A 21255-nucleotide genomic window follows, 5' to 3' on the forward strand; every position below is an offset into this window, starting at 1 on the left:
GGACCGCGGGGAAATCTTGAGGCGATAGCTCTCGCCGGGGAACCCTGACGTGAAGGCGTACCTAAAGACGGCCCACGGACCCGGCATGCGCCGGGATGACGGGTTCAGCCGGCGGTCCTGCCCGGCACCAGCAGGTTCAGCAGCACCGCCGTCACCGCCGCCGGCAGCACGCCCGATCCCAGCAGCATGCGTGCCGTCTCCGGCAGGTGCTGCAGCGCTTCGGGCTCCAACTGCAGGCCCAACGCCAGCGAGAGCGAGACGCCAAAGATCAGCATGTTGCGCTGGCTCCACTCGACCCCCGCCAGCATCGAGGTCGCCGCCGAGGCGACCATGCCGAACATCACGATCACGCCGCCGCCCAGCACTTCGATGGGAATGGTGGTGATGACCGCGCCGACCTTGGGCAGCAGTCCGCAGGCGATCAGGAACAGCGCACCGATCGTCACGACATGGCGGCTCATCACCCCGGTGATGGCAATCAGGCCGACGTTCTGGCTGAAGGTGGTGTTGGGCATCGCCCCGAACACCGCCGCCAGCGCCGTACCCACGCCGTCCGCCGCGACCGCGCCCTGAAGCTCGCGGTCGGTGGCGGGACGCCCGGCATTGCCCTCGCAGATGGCATCGACATCGCCGATGGTCTCGATCGAGGAGACGAAGCCGGTCAGGCAGAAGCCGAGGATGGCCGAGGCGGATACCGCGAAGCCGAAGTGGAACGGCATCGGCACCATCACCAGCCCCGCCGCGCCGACGGCGGAGAAGTCGATCCGCCCCATCGCCAGCGCCACGCCGTAACCCGCCAGCAGACCGATCAGCACGGCGGCAGTGGACCAGATGCCGCGCCCGAAGAAGTTCAGCCCCAACGTCACCACCACGACCACGCCCGCCAGTAGCCAGCTCTGCCAGGCGCCGAACGCGGGCGTGCCGACGGCAGGAACGCCGCCCGCCGCATACTGGATGCCGATCCGCATCAGCGATAGCCCGATCATCAGCACGACGAGCCCGGTAATGAGCGGGGGCAGCGCGAAACGGATGCGGCCGACGAACATGCTGAGGAAAGCGTGCAGGATGCCCCCGAACAACGCCGCCGTGGTCAGCGCCGCCATCGCCGCGACGCCGTGCCCGGCGACGATCGGGATCATCACCGGGATATAGGCGAAGCTGGTCCCCTGCACGAGCGGCAGCCGCGCGCCGACGGGCCCGAAGCCGATCGTCTGCATCAGCGTGGCGATCCCGGCGAACAGCATCGCCATCTGGATCATGTAGACCATCTCGGAGGTATCACCCGATCCGAACCCGAAGCCCGCAGCACCGGCGACGATGATCGCAGGCGTCATGTTGCTGACGAACATCGCCAGCACATGCTGGATACCCAGCGGCACGGCGGTGGCCCAGCCGGGGAACCAATCCGGGTCGCGCGCCTCGGCGCCGCTCATCCCGGCGGGCGGCGGGGCGTGTTCGATTGCGATCTCCGGGGCGATGAGCGCGGTCATCCGGGTCTCCTTTTCAGGCAAAAGTCATCAAGCGGTCGAGCGAGCGGCGGGCATTGGCGAGCACTTCGGCGCGTTTGACCTGAACGAGATCGCCATCACGCACCACGGCGCGGCCCTCGACGAAAACATCGCGCGCCTGCACCGGCGGGGCGAGCACCAGACCGGCGACCTTGTCCCAGGCGCCGGTGGAGGCGACGTCCGCCATGTCCCACACCGCGAAGTCGGCGCGCTTGCCTAGTTCCAGCGATCCCACGTCGCTGCGGCCCAGCACTTTCGCGCCGCCGCGCGTGGCGAGGCGCAGCGCCTCGCGCGGGTCGAAGCGGTCGGCGCCGTTCGTCACGCGCTGCAGCAGCATGGCCTGCCGCGCCTCGTTCAGCAGGTGGCCGGAATCGTTCGAGGCGGAGCCATCGACACCAAGGCCCAATGGCACCCCCGCGTCGACCATCGCCCGCACCGGCGCGATGCCCGAGCCGAGACGGCAGTTGGAGCACGGGCAATGCGCGATCCCCGTGCCGGTCCGCGCGAACAGGTCGATCTCGGCGGCGTCGAGCTGGACGCAATGCGCGTGCCATACGTCCGGGCCGACCCAGCCGAGGTCTTGCGCATACTGGCCCGGCCTGCAACCGAAGCGCTCCATCGAGAAGGCGACATCGTCGGCATCTTCGGCCAGGTGGGTATGCAGCATCACGCCCTTGTCGCGCGCCAGCAGCGCCGCCTCGCGCATGAGGTCGGTGCTGACCGAGAACGGCGAGCACGGCGCCACCGCCACCCGCAGCATCGCGCCCTCGGATGCGTCGTGGTAGCGGTCGATGACGCGGATCGTATCGGCGAGGATCGCATCCTCGTCCTCGACGACGCTGTCGGGCGGAAGGCCCCCCTTGCTTTCCCCCACGCTCATGCTGCCGCGCGTGGCGTGGAAACGCAGGCCGATCCCTTGCGCGGCGTCGATCGAATCGTCGAGCCGCACGCCGTCGGGAAACAGGTAGTGGTGGTCGCTGCTCATCGTGCAGCCGGACAGCGCCAGCTCGGCCAGCCCCAGCTGCGTCGCCGCGAAGACGTCCTCGGCGGTGTACCGCGCCCAGATCGGGTAGAGCCGCTTGAGCCAGCCGAACAGCGAGACGTTGATCGCTCCCGGCAGCGCGCGGGTGAGGCTCTGGTACAAGTGGTGGTGCGTGTTGACGAGCCCGGGGGTGACGACGCAGCCCGTGGCGTCGATCACCTCGTCCGCATCCTCGGCGAGCGGGGCCAGTTCGGTACTGGTCCCCACCGCGAGGATGACGCCGTCCCGCCACGCCATCGCGCCATCGGCGATCTCGCGGGCCGCATCGTCCATGCAGACGAGCACGTCGGCATGGCGCAGCAGCTTCACGGCGTCGCGTCCTTGTAGCGATCCCAGTGGCCGAGCAGTTCGTCCACCACCTTCGAGCCCACCGTGTAGAGGTTCTCCACCGAGGCTTCGAGGCCCGCATACCCCTCGTTCTCGCGCAGCAGGTAGGTCGCCGCATCGGTGCCCGGCGGGGGCATCGTGAAGTTGGAACCGGCACGCACCACCAGCACGCGGTCGCGGTCGGCGCGGCCGATGTTGTCGAGGTAGGTCATCGCCTGCATGACGCCGGTGTCCTCCATGGCAGAGGTCACGAATTCGCCCTTGCCGCCGCTCCAGTAGCGGACCCAGTCGTTGGCCCAGTCAGTGAGCTTCTCGCCGTGCCAGAAGGTCATCGCCGAAAGCGTATCGCCCTCCAGCACGAAGGGCGGTTCCTGTGCGTGGGGGTAATCGGTGAACTTCGCGCGCTCGGCGGCGATGGCCGGGCTATCAGGCAGCTCGATGTCCTTGGTGAGATCGTAGGCCCATTTTTCGAGGCTGGGATTGACCTGGTAGACTTCGCCGCCCGACGGGTCCGGCTTGCCCTTCATGTCGTTCGGGCCCTTGGTGTTGCGCGGGAAATAGCCGCTCTTCCAGTCGGCCGGGATTTCGCGCGCATCGATCTCGTGCGCGAGGTCGCCATCGACGACATAGCGCGCCCAGGCGACCGAACCGATCGAGGCGTCCTCCGGGTCGATCCCGGCGATGCCCGCCACCAGCCAGTAGCTCTGCGACAGGTTGAAACGCGCATCCAGGCCCAGCGCCATGATCGCGGAAGTGGACCGCGCGGTGCCGATGCCGGTGACGACGCCGAGCACCTGCGTCTCGGGGTTGTAGTACAAGTCGTGGAAGCTCTGCGGGAAGGGAATGCGCTGGGTCAGGCTGCGGCGCGCCTTCCACAGCTGGAACTCGCCCGCGACGTCGCCCTCGTCCTTGCCGATCTCGAACAGCGAGACGATCACCACCTTAACCGGCAGCGGATGGTCGCAGGGAGCGCCGGGATCGCAGTCGGCGACAGCGGAGGCGGGCGCGGGCTCGGCGGCGAATGCGGGAACGGCCACGGACAGGAGAGCGCCCGCCATGACTGTCGCGAGCGTCGGGAAGCGCATGGGAAACCTTTCAGTAAACGGGGGCGCCGGCAATACCGGCACCCCCTCTCGGTGAAATCAGAACTTGTAAGTGACCGAGCCCTGGAAGCTGCGCGGCAGTTCCGGAAGCACGATCGTGGCGCCGAAGATGTCCGGGAAGTTCGCCCGGAAGTACTTCTCGTTGGTGGCGTTCTTGACCACCGCACGCAGCAGCCACGGACCGGTCTCGTACGATACCGAGACGTCGAGCTTGGTATAGCCCGGCAACTTGATCGACTGGTACTGGCCCGAATAAGTCGAATCGACCTTCACCACGCTGGCGGCAACGGCGAGGCCCATGTCGAAGGCGTACGTGCCCGTCAGCGAGTACAGGTTGGTCGGGATACCTGCGCGGCGCGACGTGCTGCCGGTGATCGGGTAGGAGCCCTGCAACTGCCCACCGAACCACAGCGACTGGTCGGTGATGTTGGTCAGATCGCCCGCACCGTAGAAACCGAAAAGCGATCCGGTGGTGGCCGCGGTGATGTTGGTCACCTTGGTGCGGGTGTAGGCGCCTGTCAGCAGCAGGTGATCGTCCACCGACCAGCGCGCCTCGGCTTCGAGGCCCTTGGTCTTCACCGCCTGGTTCACGGTGATCGACTGGCGGTTGTAGTCGGTACGCTCCTGCTGGTAGACTGAAACGGCAGCGTAGAGGCGGTCATCCAGGAACGATCCCTTGATGCCGGCTTCCTTCAGCTTCGTGGCCGAGATGAAGGTCTTGTCGGCGATCGCCTCCGCGTAGACTTCGGCGCCCTGGCCCACGATCATCGTCGACTGGCGCGAGATCGTGACATAGGGAATGATGCCGAAGGGCAGCTTGTACGAGGCGCTGGCCGTCCACGACCATGCACCGTCGCTGCCGCTGGCCGATGTCACGTCCGGCTGCGTTTCGGGCAGCATGTACTGGGTCAGGTAGTGCGACTTCGCCTTGATGTGATCGTAGCGCGCGCCCGCGGTGATATCGAGGCCAAAGGCGAAGTCGAGATCGACGAGACCGGCCAGCGAGGTGTCGGTATAGCTACCCTTGACGTAATTCGAGTAGCCGCAGTCGGATGCCGCACCGGCCTGGCTGAAGTCGCACTTGGTGGACAGCAGGCGGTTCGACGCCGGGGTATATCCCTGGGTCAAATCGACGCGGTTGAAGTATTCGAACGTGAAGTCGTCAGCGTGCTCGAAGTTGGTGTACCGGATCGAGGGCGAGACCTGGACCGAGAACTTGCCTGCATCGGTTTCCAGATCGTACTGCGCGACGATCTTGTTCTCGAACGTGTAGGAATCGTGGAACTGCGAGAAGCCATAGGCATTCTCGTTGATGTTCTCGTAGCTGTCGTAGAACATCTGGTTCTTGATCTGGAACGGGCCGTCGTCCTTGAAGATCAGGTCGGCGTAGAGCGTTGTGGCCTTGTTATCGAGGCGGTCGTTCTCGCCGGTCAGGGTCTTCTTGCGGCTCAGCTTGGCGGTGCCGACGTTCTGGAGGGCCAGTTCCGGATAGGCGCTGGTGAGGCATGCATCAGTGAACGCTTCCGGCGTGGCGCTGCCGCCGCCGCACCCGTAAGTGCCGTAGACCGCAAGGCTGCCGACCTGGCTGCGGATCTCGCCCGCCGACATGACGCCGTCCCCGTTCGAGTCGAGCGACTGGGCATTGCCGGTGATGTAGGTGCCGTTGTCGATCAGATCCTGCGTCACGCGGTTCCAGCCGCCGTTCTGCACGCCGCGATAGTTCTGGTACATGCCCCCGAACTCGAGCCGCAGGTTGGGCGTGATGTCGGTGTCGAACGAGGCCTGCAGGACGTCGTTGCGGGTCGAGACGTTGTCGTAGTAGCTGCCCGAATCCTCGATCTCGGCGAAGACGCTGTAGCCGAATTCCTGCGTTCCCAGCTTGCCGGGACCACGGATCTCGGCCTTGAGGTCGTTCTTCGACCAGCTGCCGCCGGTGTAGGTGATCTCACCCTCGGGCGACGACAGGTACGAACCGCCCTGCGCGCGCGCGGACTTGGGCACGAAGTTCATGTAGCCGCCGGTCTTCGACGGGCCGAAGATCGGCGAGGACGGACCACGCACGATGTCGATGCGCTCCGATGCGCCGATCGGGGTCGGGTAGTTGCCCGGGTTGTCGAGGCGGCGCATGCCGCGATAGTAGACTTCGCCCGGAGTACCGCGAATATCGAGCGCACCGCCGACGCCGAAGAACGAGTTGGTGAACGTACCCGGCGCCTGCGCGACGAGGTCGTAGATGTCGGTGATGCCGAAGCGTTCCATCTGCTCCGCGCTGATCGACGAGGCCGAGCGCGGCGTTTCCACCAGCGTCTTGTCGAAGCCGAAGACGGTGCCGACGTTCTCGATCGGCAGTGCGCCGAGCGAGCCGGTGACGACGATGTCCTTGCCGTCCTCTCCGGTCTCATCCGCGGCGGCCTGCGCGAAGGCCGGGCTCGTCATGGCAGTGCAGCACAGCAGCGCAGCGGCGGCAAATGCCGACTTGCGCGTCGTGTAACGGATCATATCCCTCATGGTATGCCCCCTTGTTCGGCGGAAAAACGGCCCATGCCGCCCGCCGTGTGGTGTGTGTCCCTCCTCTCCCGCACTTCACTTGGCAGTCTGCATCCGGTGCGCCGTTGCTTGACGGTCACATCCGCGATCGCGACGGGGGATCTCTAGTCCCCTGCCGCTCCCTGTCCGTTCTTGAACCGGTCGAGCGAATGCTCGAACCGGTCGAAATTGATCTCCAGCTTCGCCTGCAGGCGCGCCTTCTCGCTGCCCGAGAGGAAGGCCTTGCAGGCGCTCGACGAGAGCCCCCCGGCGCACGGCGGCACGACGGCGGCATAGCGCCGGTCCGCCCACAGGCTCGCGCCGGGCATGAAGGCATATTCCAGGCTGTTTCGCGCCATGTCCTTGAGGTCGGCGTAATGCAGGCCCTGCTGCTGCACGGCCCGGACATGCTCGTTGGTCATGTCCGAGCGCAGCACGCCCTCGTCGTCGGTGGAGAGCATCACCGGCACCCCCATCGCACGGTAGAGGTGCAGCGGATGCACTCCGCCCTCGACGCCGAGGATGACGGCGTTGCTGGTAAGGTTGATCTCCACCCCGATCCCCTCGCGCGCCATGCGTGCCAGCGTCTCGGGAGCGGCGGTCTCGTAGGCGATGTCGACGCCGTGGCCGATCCGCCTGGCCCCCGACGCCACGGCGCGGCCGATGTGGCTTTCGAGATCCCTGGGCGGCACCAGGCCGAGCGCCAGCTCACCCGCGTGCATCGTCACCTTCACCCCGGGGTACTTGCCCTCCAGGAACCGGAACATCGCCATGTGCAGGTCGTAGTCGCGCAGCGCGACCGGATCGTCCTCGGGCATCACGATGTTGACGCCGACGAAGCGCGGATCACGGTGGGCGAGCGCGAAGCCCGCCAGCAGCGAACGCCACACCACCTGCGGGGGCAGGCCGCGCATGCCCGAGAAGATGTAGCGCACCGCCACGTCGCAGCCGGGATCGGCCTGCGCCGTCCCGCAGGCAAGGCGCTGGCGCGCGGCCTGCTCCTCACGCGTGACTTCTGCGGACGTCGCCGCCAGCAGCGCCTCGACCTCGGGCAGATCACGCTTGTAGGCCGCCGCCAGCTCCGCTTCGCCCAGCGGCGCATCCGATGCCGCCACCATGAAGCCCGTCAGCGTATCCGGGTTGTGCATCAGTTCGAGGTAGACGAGGTTGTTGCGCCCGGCGCTGGCGTAGGCGTCCGCCAGCCAGCGCGCGTCCTCGCCGTCGGCGGCGGGGCCGAACTTGCCGAAGCTGGAGAAGAACTGGCTGTGCCCGGAAACCAGCACCGGGCCGATCCCCTTCTGGAAGCCGCGCGTCGAGATCGCGTCGACCAGCTTCGCATAAGTGAACGGATCCTTCTGCGCCATCGGGCCGATCTGCAGTTGGGCCGGGCACGGTCCCGGCACGATGCGGGTGATCCCGGCATCGGCGCACATGCCCTTGGCCGCGGCGACCTTCAGGAAATCCTCGGCATAGACCGAGCCGCCCAGATGATTGTGCAGGTCACCGCCCTTGGGCATCGCCTGCAGGAACACCCGCAGCCGCCCGGCATTGCCCGCGAAATCGTCGAGCATGGCCGAAGCAGCGGCCTCGCTTGCGGAACCGGCGGGGGCGTCAGCGGCCTGCGCGACTTGCGCGAAAGCGCATGCGGCACCGGCCATGGCCAGCGCACGCAGGGTTGCCCACCGGGGGCGGCCAGATCGAATCACACGCATTGTACCCCTGAACCCCGCAATCGGGAGCGCACCTGCTCCGGTCTCCATGCCATGGCGGCATGAGGGCCGGAACGAATGCGCTCCCGTCCGAAAGTGCGGCTCTGGCGAGTGCTGGTGTTCGGGGAGAGGATCGAACACTTGCATCGGCCGGATCGCACCTTCCGGTATCGTCAGTGGTGGTAAGGCACAGGGGATGGTGCTAGCAAACTCAATGAATCCCACAGTCCGTTGCAAAAATTAGAGCAGGTCAGAAACTACCGCCATGCCCGCCTTCTCCCGTTTCCTGCGCTACTTCATGGTCGTCGGCCGCCACGGATCGATCCGCAAGGCGGCGGACGAGCTCAACGTCTCGGCCTCCGCCATCGCCCGGCAGATCCTCAACGTCGAGGCGGACATCGGCACCCCGCTGTTCGAACGCCTGCCCACCGGGCTCAGGCTCACGGCGGCGGGCGAGATCATGATGGCGGCGGGCAACCGCTGGCAGAAGAACATGCAGGACATCCGCGCCCAGATCGAGGACTTGCGCGGGCTGAAACGCGGCCATGTCGACTTCGCGATCATCGATGCGCTGGCCAAGGGCTACATCCCGGCCATGGTCCGCTCGGTCCAGGAACGCTACCCCGGCATCACCGTGGGACTGAAGGTCCAGGGCAACGACGAAGTGCGCAAGGCGGTCGCCAGCGGCGAGGTCGACTTCGGCATCCTGTTCGAACCGCACAGCTACCGCGACCTGACCGTGCGCTCCTTCGTCGAAGTGGTGCTCGGCTTCGTCACACCGCCCGGCCATCCGCTCGGCCGCCAGCGCGAGGCGCGCTTTTCCGCCGCGATCGGCGAGCCGCTGATCGTGCCCGCCGACAGCCTCGCGATCAGCCAGCAGATCGCCGTACTCGAAGGCACTACCGGCATGGAGATGGTCCGCAAGGCTACCTCGGACAACATCCAGATGATCTCCTCGCTGGTGCAGGAAGGCGCGGGCGTGGGCATCCTCTCCTCGCTCGACGTCATTTCCGAAGTCCAGGCGGGGCAGGTCTGCTTCACCCGCATCTCCGACGCGCTGCTGCGGCCGATGACGCTGGCGCTGTGCACCAATTCGGCGCGCACCCCGTCCTACGCGGCGGGGCTGGTGCTTACCGAGATCGAGAACGGCTTCGCGGGGCTCAGCTATGCCGAATCGATGCTGGCGGCGCGGGATAATGGCGGCTGACCGGCCCGAACCCGATTGCCCTCGCGCCCTACTCGCGATATCGCCCTGTCTTTCCCGACATCGCCGGAACAGGATTCGCTCCGCATGAGCCATGAAGCCGAGCCCCAGTTGCACTATCTCGAATACTACGAGGAATTCCTCGCCAAGGTCCGCCTGCTCTCGCGCAAGATCCGCGAAGGGGAGTGGCAGCCCGAATTCATCATCGGCGTCGGTCGCGGCGGGCTGGTGCCGGCGGTCTACATCTCGCACCAGCTCGAACTGCCGATGCTGTCGATCGACCATTCGGCCAAGGTTCCCGGCTTTGCCGACGAACTGCTCGGCAAGGTCGCGGGGATGAGCGCGGAAGGGCGGCGGCTGCTGTTCGTCGACGACATCAACGACAGCGGCGGCACCATCGAGTACATCCGCACGCTGCTGGGCGACAACGGCTGCGAGCCGGACAACCTGCGCTTCGCGGTGCTCATCAACAACACCCGTTCCAAGGCCGTCGCCGAACTGTGGGTCGATGCCATCGACCGCGACGAGGACAAGCGCTGGTTCGTGTTCCCGTGGGAATCGGTGGGCACCAAGGACGCCATCGTCGAGGAAGCCCGATCGGTTCCCGAGAGGCTGGGCTGAGCATGCGGATCTGCGTCTATCTCGGCTCCTCGGCCGGCGTTAACCCGCTCTACCGCGAAGCCGCGCATGCCTTCGGCACGCTGCTGGCGAAGCGCGGCATCGGCCTCGTCTACGGCGGCGGCATGGTCGGCCTGATGGGTGTCGTCGCCGATGCGGCCTGCGCGGCGGGCGGCGAAGTCATCGGCGTCATCCCCGAGGCCCTGCGCGCGCGCGAGCACGACCACCAGGGCATCACCGAGTTGCACGTCGTCAAGACCATGCACGAACGCAAGGCGATGATGGCCAACCTCTCGGACGGCTTCGTCACCCTGCCCGGCGGCATCGGCACCTTCGAGGAGATGTTCGAGGCCTGGTGCTGGACTCAGCTCGGCTATCACGAGAAGCCGGTCGGCCTGCTCGACGTGAACGGGTTCTACACGGGGCTCCGGCAGTTCATCGACAACGTGGTGGAAGAAGGCTTCCTCCAGCCGCGCCATCGCTCGATGCTGATCGTCGAGAGCGATCCCGAGACGATGATCGATCGCATCGTCAACTTCGTGCCGCCCGAGAACGAACACTGGCTGGGGCCGCGCGACGTCTGAAGCAGGCCGCAGAGAGACGCACTCTGCTTTCTCTGCCGTCACCCTGAACATGTTTCAGGGTGACGGTGTTCATGGCGCGGTGCCTTTCACCCCGCCGCGTAGGCGTCCAGCGTCTCCAGATGCCGCGCCACCACTTCGGGCGGCAGGAACGAGCCGGTGAAGCTGTTGCGCGCCAGCGTCACCAGATCACCGCGTGACAGCCCGCGTGCCCTGGCGACGGCGCGGTAGTTGTCCGCGACATAGCCGCCGAAATAGGCCGGATCGTCCGAATTCACCGTCGCCTTCAGCCCCGCCGCCAGCATCCGGTCGAGCGGATGGTCGGCCAGATCCGCCACCACGCACAGCTTGAGGTTGGACAGCGGGCAGACCGTCAGCGTCATGCCCTCCTGCGCCAGCCGCGCCACCAGCGCCTCGTCCTCCAGCGCGCGGTTGCCGTGGTCGATGCGATCGACGCCAAGCATGTCGAGCGCCTCGTGGACATAGGCGGGCGGGCCTTCCTCGCCGGCGTGGGCGGTGATCCTGAGGCCCCTGGCGCGCGCCGCCGCGAAGACGCGCGCGAACTTGGCGGGCGGATGGCCGACTTCCGAACTGTCGAGGCCCACGGCGGCGATCCGGTCCAGCCACGGCCCGGCCATCTCCAGCGTGGCGAAGGCGGCATCTTCCGAAAGGTGGCGCAGGAACGAGAGGATCAGCTGCGAAGTGACCCCGTATTCAACCTCCGCCGCCGCCATCGCCGAGAGCAGCCCCTCGATCACCTCCTCGAAGGCGATGCCGCGATCGGTGTGGGTCTGCGGGTCGAACATGATCTCGGCATGCAGCACCCCGTCGGCCGCCGCCCGCGCGAAGTAGGCCATGGCGAGGTCGTGGAAATCCGCCCGGGTGCGCAGCACGTCGGCGCCCGCGTAGTAGATGTCGAGGAAGTCCTGCAGGTTGGAGAAGTCGTAGGCAGCGCGCACCTCCTCCACCGAGGCATAGGGGATGGCGACCCCGTTGCGCTGCGCCAGTTCGAACATCAGTTCGGGTTCGAGGCTGCCTTCGATGTGGAGGTGCAGTTCGGCCTTGGGCAGGCCGGCGATGAATTGGTCGAGATCGGTCATGGTGTCCTTTTGTACGCGCATTCGCCCAGCACGTAAGTAGCCGCGATGGCGCGCTCGTCGCCGAGGATTTGGAGCGCGAAGAGGCGCGTGGCAAGGTCGGCTTCCGCCGTGCGCCGCGCCATCAGCGGCGTCGCGGCGCTGTCGAGCACCACGAAGTCGGCCTCCTGCCCCACTTCCAGCGCGCCGACGCGGTCGGCGATGCGCAGCAGCGCGGCGCTCCCCGCCGTCGCCAGGTACAGCGCGCGGAACGGATCGAGCCGGTCCTCGCGCGCCAGCGCCGCCTGATAGGCAAGGCCCGCCGTGCGCAGCAGCGAGAACGACGTCCCCGCCCCCACGTCGGTGCCGAGGCCAAGCCGCAGGCCATGGCGCCGCGCCTGCCCGAAGTCGAAATGCCCCGACCCCAAGAACAGGTTGGAAGACGGGCACACCGCGATCCCCGCGCCGCTTTCGTGCAGCCGCGCGCAGGCGCGGTCGGACAGATGCACCCCATGCGCGAAGACCGAGCGCGGGGTGACGAGGCCGAAGCGGTCGTAGGCATCGAGGTAGTCGGCGCTGTCGGGGAACCGCTGCGCAACGGCGGCGATCTCGTGGCGGTTTTCCGAAAGATGCGTGTGCATCAGCACCTCGGGATGCTCGGCCAGCAACGCGCCCGCGTCGGCCAGTTGCGCATCGCTGGAGGCGAGCGCGAAGCGCGGCGTCACCGCGTAGCCCAGCCGCCCGCGTCCCTTCCAGCGCCGGATCAGCGCCTCGGTCCCGGCGCGGCCCGACGCGACGGTGTCGTTCAGGCCGTCCGGCCCCAGGTCCATCAGCACCTTGCCCGAGACGATCCGCATGCGCCGCTCCAGCGCGGCTTCGAACAGGGCATCGACCGATTGTTCGTGGACGGTCGGGAAGACCAGCGCGCTGGTGGTGCCGCTGCGTAGCAGTTCGTCGAGAAAGAACGCCGCCACCGCGTCGGCATGGGCCTTGTCGGCGAAGGCCTTCTCGGCCGGGAAGATGTGCTTGTCGAGCCAGTCGAGAAGCTGTTCGCCGTAGGAGGCGATGCGATCGGTCTGGGGATAGTGGACATGCGCGTCGATAAAGCCGGGCACGACGAGGCCGGGGAGCACTTCGGGTTCGGGGTAGCGGCCGGCAAGCTCGGCATAAGGCCCGCGCGCGGCGACCACGCCGTCCTCGACGACCAACAGGCCGTCGGGTTCGTGGCGCACCGCATCGGGCGCATCGTGCGCGACCGAGAGCAGTTCGGCGCGATAGGTACGGATCATCGTTCCTCCCCCGCACGGGGAAGGAACCTGGCGGTGTTCATCATGTCCCTCTCAATTGCAGCAATTGCGCGCAGACCGCGATGGCGATCACGTCGGGCTCCTTGCCGGAGACGCCGGGCACGCCGATCGGCGCGGTGAGCCGGGCCAGTGCCTCGGGCCCGATCCCGTCCGACGTCAGCCGCGAACGGAACCGCGCGATCTTGGTCGAGGAGCCGATCAGCCCCGTGAACGCCACCGGCTCCGCGCGTCCCAGCGCGGCCAGCGTCAGGTGATAGTCGAGCGGATGGTCATGCGTCAGGATCAGCACCGCCGCATCCGCCGGAGCCCCGGCCACGCAATCGGCGATGTCTTCCTCGGCCACCACGGTCACGCCGTCGATATGTCCCTGCTCGGGCCGGGTATCGAACCACGCAAGCTGGAGCGGCAGCCCGGTCAGGTGCCGCGCGATCGCCTGGCCGACGTGCCCCGCGCCGAACAGATAGACCGGACGCGGCCGCTCGCCCACCGGCTCGACGATCCGCGCGCCCGGCTCCGGACGCTCGCCGCGCGCCGACTGGCGGGTCGCGGTCTCGCGATCGAAGACCTGCCGGACCACCGCGTCGGCGCCGAAAGTGGTCGCCAGCATGCGCCCCGGCTCGGCATCGTGCAGCCAGCCGAGCGCGGCCGGATCGAGCCGCTCGACCAGCAGCCGCACCCGCCCGCCGCAGCACTGTCCCAGCAGAGGCCCGAGCGGATAGTCCTGCACCCGCCACGTCCCCGGCGGATGATCGAGAATCGCACGCGCCTGATCGACCGCGCGATATTCCAGCGTGCCGCCGCCGATGGTCCCTTCCTGCCCGTCCGCCGTCACCAGCATCCGCGTGCCCGCCCCGCGCGGGGCCGAACCCTCGCTGGCGAGCACCGACACCATCGCGGTCGGAACCCCGTGGTCCAGCCGCCGCAGCCAGCCGATCCACTGCGTCATGCGTCGTCGCCGCTGTCTTGCCTGAACGCGGCCACGGCCCTGAGGATGCGTTCGGGCGTGCAGGGCGCATCGAGCTGCGGCAGCGCACGGCGCTCGGGCGCGACGGCGGCGACCGCGCGGTTGATCGCGCAGAACACCGAATTCGCCAGCATGAACGGCGGCTCGCCCACCGCCTTGGAGCGGTTGATGGTGGGCTCCACGTTCTCGCCGTCCCACAAGGTCACGGTGAAGTGCCGGGGGCGGTCGGAGGCGGTGGGGATCTTGTAGGTGGCGGGGCTGTGCGTCAGCAGGCGGCCCTTGTCGTCCCACACCAGTTCCTCGGTGGTCAGCCAGCCCTGCCCCTGGATGAAGCCGCCCTCGATCTGTCCCTTGTCGATCACCGGGTTGAGCGAGCGGCCGACGTCGTGGAGGATGTCCACCGCCAGCACCCGATGCTCGCCGGTCAGGGTGTCGACCACCACCTCGCTCACCGCCGCGCCATAAGCGAAGTAGTAGAACGGGCGGCCCTTGAACACCGAACGGTCGTAGTCGATCCCCGGCGTCGCGTAGTACCCGGTCGAGGACAGCGAGATGCGCCCGATATGCGCCTTTCTCGCCACCTGGGCGAAGGCCAGCGTCTCAGGCCCGACGATCACGCCGCCGGGGGTGAAGTGGACCGCACCCTCCTCCACCCCATACGTGCGGGCGAGGAATTCGGTGAGCCTGTCGCGGATCGTCATCGCCGCGTTGTGCGCCGCCATGCCGTTGAGGTCCGCGCCCGAACTCGCCGCCGTGGCCGAGGTGTTGGGCACCTTGTCGGTGCGGGTGGCGGTGATGCGGATGGTCTCCAGCGGCACCGCGAAGACGTCCGCCACCACCCGCGCGACCTTGGTGTAGAGCCCCTGCCCCATCTCGGTGCCGCCGTGGTTCACCTGGATCGAACCGTCGGCATAGACATGCACCAGCGCGCCCGCCTGGTTGAGGTGCGTGGTGGTGAAGCTGATGCCGAACTTCACCGGCGTCAGCGCAATGCCCTTCCTGAGCACCGGGTTCCTGGCGTTGAACGCCTCCACCGCGCGGGCACGGGCGTCGTAGCGCGAAGTCTCGCGCAGGCGGGCGATGATCTGGGGGGCGATGTTGTCGGCGACGACCATCTCGTAAGGCGTCGTCTCGCGTCCCGGCCCGTAGAGATTGGCCACGCGCACGTCGAGCGGGTCGAGCCCCAGCGCGGCGGCGACATCGTCGACCACGCGCTCGATCGCCAGCATCCCCTGCGGCCCGCCGAAGCCCCGGAAGGCGGTGGCCGAGACGGTGTTGGTCTTCAACCGCTCCGACACCACCTCGACATCCGGCAGGTAGTAGCAGTTGTCGGCGTGGAACATCGCGCGGTCGTTGATCGCCGGCGACAGGTCCACCGTCGCCCCGCAGGCCGAGGCTAGGTGCAGCGACAGCGCCAGCACGCGGCCCTCGTCGTCGAAGCCGACCTCGTAGGACACCTCGAAGGGGTGGCGCTTGCCGGTCATGACCATGTCGTCGTCGCGGTCGCAGCGGAACTTGGCGGGGCGGCCGGTCTTGGCGGCGACGAGCGCGGCGGCGGCGGCGAACAGGGCGGCCTGCGTCTCCTTGCCGCCGAACGCGCCGCCCATGCGCCGCACCTCGACCGTGACGTCGGCGGAGGAGACGTGGAGCATGTGCGCGATCAGATGCTGTACCTCGCTGGGGTGCTGGGTGGAGCACAGGACATGGACCTGCCCGTCCTCGCCCGGCGTGGCGACCGAGATCTGCCCTTCGAGGTAGAAGTGATCCTGCCCGCCCATCGCGAAGCGGCCCGCGCGGCGGTGCGGCGCGGCGGCGAGCGCGGCCGGCGCATCGCCCCGCGCCATGCGCTGCACCGGCTCGATGTGCGATCCGGCGCCTTGCGCTTCGGCGATGGTCAGCGCGGGAGGCAGCGGTTCGTAGTCGATCCTGCCGAGCCGGGCGGCGATCCGCGCGGCGCGCTGGCTGGTCGCGGCGACAAGGAACACCGCCTGCCCCTGCGTGACGACCTCGCCGTCCGCGAGCAGGCGATCGTCGCCCGCGACCGGGCTGACGTCGTTGGCGCCGGGAATGTCGGCGGCGGTATAGACCGCGACCACGCCGGGCGCGGCGCGGACCTCGGACAAGTCCATGGTGACGATCCGCGCCCGCGCCTCGGTGGACTGGCCGAAGGCGAGGTGGAGCATGTCGGCGGGCTCGCCCAGGTCGTCGGCATAGCGCGCCTGGCCGGAGACGTGGAGCCGCGCGCTGTCGTGCGGGTGCGAGGGTTTGGGCAGCACCTTCCAGGCGGGGTCGCGCTCAGCCATCGTGGGCCTCGACCTCCAGCACCGAGACCGCCACGCCCTGCGAGCGCAGCCACAGGCGGCGCAGCAGATTGGCGGCGGCGTCGAGGCGATAGATGGAGGAGCCGCGCACGTCACTCAGCGGCTGGTAGTCCTCGCGCAGCGCTTCGGCGGCGCGCGTCAGGGTGGCCTCGGAGAACGGCTTGCCGATAAGGGCCGCCTCGCACGCTCCGGCGCGCTTCGGCGTCGCCGCCATGCCGCCGAAGGCCACGCGCGCGGCAGTGATCGTCCCATCGTCCACCTCCAGCGCGAAGGCACCGCAGACCGCCGAAATATCGCTGTCGAAGCGGCGCGAGAGCTTGGCGATGTGGATCACCGCGCTCTCTGCGGGACGCGGGATGCGCACGGATTCGACGAACTCGCCCGGCTGGCGGTCCTGCTTGCCGTAAGCGACGAAGTAGTCCTCCAGCGGCATCGTGCGCCGCCCGGCCGCGCTGCGCAGCGTCAGTTCGGCCCCCAGCGCGATCAGCGCGGGCGGCCCGTCACCGATGGGGGAGCCGTTGGCGATGTTGCCGCCCACCGTCCCGGCATTGCGCACCTGCAGGCCACCGATGCGCCGCACCAGTTCGCCAAGCTCGGGATGCAGGCGCGCTATCGCCGCATGGGCGTCGGCATAGCGCACCCCGGCGCCGAGGGTCAGCGCGCCCGCCGTCTCCTCGATCACGCCAAGATCGGCCACGTCGCCGAGGAAGATCACCGTATCGAGCGTGCGCAGGCCCTTGGTCACCCACAGTCCCACGTCGGTCGCCCCGGCGACCAGCCGCGCGTCGGGATGCTCGGCCAGCAGCGCCGCCAGCTCTTCGGCCGAGCGCGGCGCGAACCAGCGGCGGCCCTGCCATTCGCCCGAGGCGCTCTCCCGGCCCAGCGCCTTCAGCGCCGCCACCACCGGCGCATCGTCCTGCGGGCACGGCGCGGCGCCCTCGCCTGCCTCGATGATCGGGCCATAGCCGGTGCAGCGGCACAAGTTGCCGGCGATCACGTCCGCGACCGGCAGGTCGCAGCCGCGCGCGCCGATCGTCCGGCCATGAAGCGACATCACGAAGCCCGGCGTGCAGAAGCCGCACTGCGAACTGCCGTTCGCCGCCATCGCGCATTGCAGGGCATTGAGCCCCCCTTCGCCGCCGCCCAGGCTCTCGACCGTCATCAGCGCCTTGCCGTTCAGCATGGGCAGGAACTGGATGCAGGCATTGACCGCGCGCCAGGCCACGGCCTCGCCCTCAAGCGTGCCGACCAGCACGGTGCAGGCCCCGCAGTCGCCCTCGGCGCAGCCCTCCTTGGTGCCGGTGCGGCGCATGCGGTAGCGCAAGTGATCGAGCACCGTCGCGGTCGGATCGACCGCGTCAAGCTCGATCACTTCGCCATCGAGGAGGAAGCGCACCGCCATGTCAGCTGCCCCGGTACGTCGAATAGCCGAACGGAGAGACCAGCAGCGGCACATGATAATGCCCGTCCGCATCGGCGATGCCGAAATCGATCGAGACATGGTCGAGGAACGGCGGCTCCGGCAGTTTCACGCCCTTCTCGCGGAAATAGGCGGCCACCGCGAACGTCAGCCGGTAGGTGCCGGTGGGGAGCGCCGGCAGGCCGGGGCAGCGCCCGTCGGCATTCGTCTCGCCGGTGAACAGGATGGTACCGGAGCCGGTCTCGAGGCACAGCGAGATGCCCGTGGCGGGCGCGCCATGGGTGGTGTCGAGGACGTGGGTGGACAGGCTGCTCATGCGGTGGCCTCCTTCGGCCAGATCCCGAGGAATTCGTGCTCGTCGTAGTCGAGGAAATCGGCCACCAGCGCCTCGCGGTCATCGAGGAACAGCTGGTCGGCCAGGCCCCTGACCAGCCGGGGCAGCGCATTGTGCAGCCCCGACAGCGCCGAGGCCGAAAGCCCGAGGCTGACCAGCGCGGAATAGTTGAACGCGAACAGGCCGTGCAGCGGCGCGCCGTCCACCCCCTCGCGCGGGAGGAACTCGAACGCCTCGCCCAGATAGGGATGCGCGTCGATCAGGGCATTGGACCTTCCGGGCGGGGTCACGCGGTCAGCCCAGCGGGCGATGAGATCGGCCACGCCCGCCAGTTCGGGACGCAGGCCGGGATCGCTGAGCAGGCCGGTGGAGATCACCACGAAATCGAAATCGTGCGTCCCCTGCGGCGTGGTGACGCGCACCAGTCCGTCATGCTCAGCCACGTCCAGCCACGGCGCGCCGAGGTGGAGGGCAAAGCCCGGCCATGCCGCCGCGCGATCGAACGTATCGTTGGTCGGCGGCTGGTTGTGGCCGAGGAAGGCGTCCATCGCCGCGTACTTGGTGGCGTCGTCCAGCGCCGGGTAGCGGGCGGTGAAGCCGACGCGCTCCATGAAGCGGATCGGGTTCACGCGCGGCAGCTGCTTGCGCCGCATGAACACTTCGGCCGCCGCCACGCCTTGCGTCAGCGCATAGTTGGCGTTGTCGAAGGCCGAGGCGCCGCCGCCGAGCACGCCGATGCGCTTGCCGTGCAGCGCGGTGAAGTCGATCGGCTCGCTGGTGTGCGCCCACAGCCGCCGCGGCAGGTTGTCGCGCACCATCGCCGGGGTGAACCACTCGCCGCCGCCCTGGATGCCGGTAGCGAGCACGACCTTGCGCGCATGCTCCACCGCGCCGCCCGCGAAATGCAGGCGATGCAGGCCAAGGGCGGGCAGCGGCTCGATCCGCTCCAGCTTCGCGCCGTTGACCACCGGCAGGTCGAGCACGCGGCGATACCAGCGCAAGTATGCCATCCAGTCGCCGCGCGCGATCTTGTCGAGAGCCTCCCAGCCCGCGAGACCGTGCTGTGCCTCCCACCAGGCGCGGTAGGTCAGCGAAGGCACGCCGAAGTCGATCGGGTTGAGGTGCTTGGGCGTGCGCAGCGTGACCATGCGCGCATACGTCTCCCAGGGCCCCTCGAACCCGGCCGCGTTCTCGTCGAAGACGCGCACGTTGGTGACGCCCTCGCGCCGCAGGCCCAGCGCGGCGGAGAGGCCGCACTGGCCGCCGCCGATCACCGCGACGTCGAGCACCGGCGCGCCGTCAAGCTCACGCGGGCGCACCCATTCGGGGCGAGCGAAGCCGATCAGCTCCAGCTCGCGGGCAAGCTGCGCCTCGAGGGCGGGAAGGCCGATTGCATCGTTCATGTCATGTCTTCCAGGCGCAGGCGGACGATTTCGCCGATCTGCTCCAGCGCGGTGGCCACCTCGGTCTCGCGGTCGTTGGCGAGGCGGCGGTCCATCGCGGCGAGGATACCCGCCTTGTCGGTCAGGCGCACGCAGATGATGAAAGGAAAGTCGAAGCGCTCGCGGTAGAGCGCGTTCAGGCGGTGAAACTCGGCATATTCGAGCGGGGTCAGGCGATCCAGCCCGGCGCTGGCCTGCTCGGCGGTGCTGGCCTCGGTCAGGGTGCGGTCGATCGCCGCCTTGCCCGCGAGTTCGGGGTGCGCGCGGATCAGCGCCAGTTGCTCGTCCGGGGTGGCGGCGTGCAGCACCGCCATCAGGTCGGCATAGCGATCGCCCGTCGAAGGCCGCGCGTCGGCGCGCGCCTCTACCCAGGGGCTGTGTTCGAACAGGGCGGTCACGAGGTGCTCCCCTCAAGGCTGACGTGGGCGGAGACGACCTTCCAGCCATCGGCGAAGCGCACCCACGACTGGGTCTGGCGGCCGCGGCGATCGGCGCCTTCGCGGAAGAATTCGGCGTCGGCCGTGGCGAAAGTATCGCCGTAGACGATGATCGCCACGCGGCCCAGCTTGCGCTGCGGAGACCCGCCGCGTCCCTTGCGGAATGCGCGGATTTCTTCGATGCCGTAGAGCACTTCGCCCACGCCGTAGCGGTTGGTGGTGGGCGCATCGTGGAACAACGCGTCCATCGCAGGAATGTCGTCCGCCATCAGCGCCGTCTCGTAGGCGTGGAAGGCGTGGGTGACTTCGGCGAGGAGCACGGGGTCATTGATCCGCATAAGGATGCACCTCCATCCAGTGCCGGGCGATATCGATACGCCGCGCCACCCAGGCGTCGCCGCTGGCGGTGACATGATCGAGGAACCGCGCCAGCCACCGCGCGCGGCCGGGTTTGCCGGCGATGCGGGCGTGGAGGCCGATCGACATCATCCGCCCGCCCTCCTCGCGCAGCTGGTCGAAGGTGTCGCGCATGTGACGGAAGAACTGCTCGCCCTCGGTGAAGCCGTTGAGCGCGACGATCTTCATGTCGTTGACGTCGAGGGTGTAGGGCACGATCAGCTGCGGCTTGCCGTACTTCGTATCCCAGTACGGCAGGTCGTCGGCGTAGCTGTCCGCGTCGTAGGCGAAGCCGCCCTCCTCGGCCACCAGCCGCGCGGTGTTGGGCGAGGTGCGGCCCTGATACCAGCCGAGCGGGCGCTGGCCGGTGAGCTTTTCGTGGAGCGCGATGGCCTCGGCGATGTGCGCGCGTTCGACTTCCTCGGGCTGGTACTGGTAATCGATCCAGCGCAGACCGTGGCTGGCGATCTCCCAGTCCGCCGCCAGCATCGCCGCGACCGCGTCGGGATTCATCTCCATCGCCTTGGCCACGCCGAAGACGGTGACGGGCAGCCCGCGCTCGGTGAACAGGCGATGCAGGCGCCAGAAGCCGGCGCGGCTGCCGTATTCGTAGAGGCTTTCCATCGCCATCGCCCGGTCCGGGTGGCTGCCCGCGCCGACCATTTCGGACAGGAACGCCTCTGAACCCTTGTCGCCGTTCAGCACCGAGTTCTCGGCGCCTTCCTCGTAGTTGACGACGAACTGCACCGCAACGCGCGCGCCGCCGGGCCACTGCGGGTCGGGCGGGGTCTGGCCGTAGCCGATGAGGTCGCGGGCGCTCATGCGTCCTCCCCGGTACGGGGAAGGGGACCACCCGCAGGGTGGTGGAGGGGCACAGGCGCTTTACGGAAGGTCAGACCGCGCGGCACGTGCCCCTCCACCATGCTGCGCATGGCCCCCC

The 21255-nt window shown here is 68.4% G+C and carries 18 protein-coding genes; 3 read left to right on the top strand and 15 right to left on the bottom strand.

The genetic code is table 11. The features are described 5' to 3' along the window. Positions 1-104 precede the first annotated feature (104 nt). The 5 genes from V2S85_RS16745 to V2S85_RS16765 form a co-directional block, all read right to left on the bottom strand. Positions 105-1490, bottom strand: a complete 1386-nt coding sequence (locus V2S85_RS16745; RefSeq protein ID WP_330703980.1) for a nucleobase:cation symporter-2 family protein — start codon at positions 1488-1490, stop codon at positions 105-107. A 13-nt stretch (positions 1491-1503) separates the two neighbouring features. Further along, a complete protein-coding gene (locus V2S85_RS16750) occupies positions 1504-2859 on the bottom strand; it encodes an 8-oxoguanine deaminase (RefSeq protein WP_330703981.1) in 1356 nt (451 codons plus the stop codon). Further along, on the bottom strand, positions 2856-3962 hold the full coding sequence (locus V2S85_RS16755; RefSeq protein WP_330703982.1) for a purine nucleoside permease: 1107 nt from the start codon (positions 3960-3962) through the stop codon (positions 2856-2858). Before V2S85_RS16755 ends, V2S85_RS16750 begins: the two co-directional genes overlap by 4 nt. 57 nt (positions 3963-4019) lie before the next feature. Further along, entirely contained in the window at positions 4020-6488 is a 2469-nt protein-coding gene (locus tag V2S85_RS16760; protein ID WP_330703983.1) for a TonB-dependent siderophore receptor, read from the bottom strand. A gap of 143 nt (positions 6489-6631) precedes the next feature. Next, positions 6632-8164 (bottom strand): adenosine deaminase, encoded by a 1533-nt coding sequence (locus V2S85_RS16765; protein ID WP_330703984.1) that lies wholly within the window; start codon positions 8162-8164, stop codon positions 6632-6634. Between the two features lie 316 nt (positions 8165-8480). On the opposite strand from V2S85_RS16765, the gene V2S85_RS16770 reads away from it, so the two are divergent. The 3 genes from V2S85_RS16770 (at position 8481) to V2S85_RS16780 (ending at position 10621) form a co-directional block, all read left to right on the top strand. Then, the gene (locus V2S85_RS16770; RefSeq protein ID WP_330703985.1) at positions 8481-9422 is read left to right on the top strand and encodes a LysR family transcriptional regulator; all 942 of its coding nucleotides are present in this window, start codon (positions 8481-8483) and stop codon (positions 9420-9422) included. 84 nt (positions 9423-9506) lie between these two features. After that, entirely contained in the window at positions 9507-10040 is a 534-nt protein-coding gene (locus tag V2S85_RS16775; RefSeq protein ID WP_330703986.1) for a phosphoribosyltransferase, read from the top strand. Between the two features lie 2 nt (positions 10041-10042). Continuing rightward, positions 10043-10621 carry a TIGR00730 family Rossman fold protein gene (locus V2S85_RS16780; protein WP_330703987.1) on the top strand — a complete coding sequence of 193 codons (579 nt, stop codon included), beginning with the start codon at positions 10043-10045 and terminating at the stop codon, positions 10619-10621. Positions 10622-10707: 86 nt separating this feature from the next. Here V2S85_RS16780 and V2S85_RS16785 read toward each other — a convergent pair whose 3' ends face one another. From V2S85_RS16785 to puuE, 10 genes are read right to left on the bottom strand one after another with little or no spacing between them, the layout of a single operon-like run. Next, positions 10708-11718, bottom strand: a complete 1011-nt coding sequence (locus V2S85_RS16785) for an adenosine deaminase (RefSeq protein WP_330703988.1) — start codon at positions 11716-11718, stop codon at positions 10708-10710. Then, on the bottom strand, positions 11715-12983 hold the full coding sequence (guaD, locus tag V2S85_RS16790) for a guanine deaminase (RefSeq protein ID WP_330703989.1): 1269 nt from the start codon (positions 12981-12983) through the stop codon (positions 11715-11717). The genes V2S85_RS16785 and guaD overlap by 4 nt, the downstream gene beginning before the upstream one ends. A gap of 40 nt (positions 12984-13023) precedes the next feature. After that, complete coding sequence (xdhC, locus tag V2S85_RS16795) at positions 13024-13947, bottom strand: xanthine dehydrogenase accessory protein XdhC (protein ID WP_330703990.1); 924 nt, start codon at positions 13945-13947, stop codon at positions 13024-13026. Then, positions 13944-16268 carry a xanthine dehydrogenase molybdopterin binding subunit gene (gene xdhB, locus V2S85_RS16800; protein WP_330703991.1) on the bottom strand — a complete coding sequence of 775 codons (2325 nt, stop codon included), beginning with the start codon at positions 16266-16268 and terminating at the stop codon, positions 13944-13946. The genes xdhC and xdhB overlap by 4 nt, the downstream gene beginning before the upstream one ends. Then, positions 16261-17688, bottom strand: a complete 1428-nt coding sequence (gene xdhA / locus V2S85_RS16805; protein WP_330703992.1) for a xanthine dehydrogenase small subunit — start codon at positions 17686-17688, stop codon at positions 16261-16263. The genes xdhB and xdhA overlap by 8 nt, the downstream gene beginning before the upstream one ends. A 1-nt stretch (position 17689) precedes the next feature. Next, positions 17690-18022: a hydroxyisourate hydrolase gene (gene uraH / locus V2S85_RS16810; protein ID WP_330703993.1), complete on the bottom strand. Its 333-nt coding sequence runs from the start codon at positions 18020-18022 to the stop codon at positions 17690-17692. After that, a complete protein-coding gene (locus V2S85_RS16815; protein ID WP_330703994.1) occupies positions 18019-19443 on the bottom strand; it encodes an NAD(P)/FAD-dependent oxidoreductase in 1425 nt (474 codons plus the stop codon). The genes uraH and V2S85_RS16815 overlap by 4 nt, the downstream gene beginning before the upstream one ends. Then, positions 19440-19880 (bottom strand): 2-oxo-4-hydroxy-4-carboxy-5-ureidoimidazoline decarboxylase, encoded by a 441-nt coding sequence (uraD, locus tag V2S85_RS16820; protein WP_330703995.1) that lies wholly within the window; start codon positions 19878-19880, stop codon positions 19440-19442. Before uraD ends, V2S85_RS16815 begins: the two co-directional genes overlap by 4 nt. Then, positions 19877-20257, bottom strand: coding sequence for an oxalurate catabolism protein HpxZ (hpxZ, locus tag V2S85_RS16825; protein ID WP_330703996.1), 381 nt, complete (start codon positions 20255-20257; stop codon positions 19877-19879). Before hpxZ ends, uraD begins: the two co-directional genes overlap by 4 nt. Further along, positions 20244-21137, bottom strand: coding sequence for an allantoinase PuuE (gene puuE / locus V2S85_RS16830; RefSeq protein ID WP_330703997.1), 894 nt, complete (start codon positions 21135-21137; stop codon positions 20244-20246). The genes hpxZ and puuE overlap by 14 nt, the downstream gene beginning before the upstream one ends. Positions 21138-21255 lie beyond the last annotated feature (118 nt).

Source organism: Novosphingobium resinovorum (assembly GCF_036352595.1).
GTDB classification, from domain to species: domain Bacteria; phylum Pseudomonadota; class Alphaproteobacteria; order Sphingomonadales; family Sphingomonadaceae; genus Novosphingobium; species Novosphingobium resinovorum_B.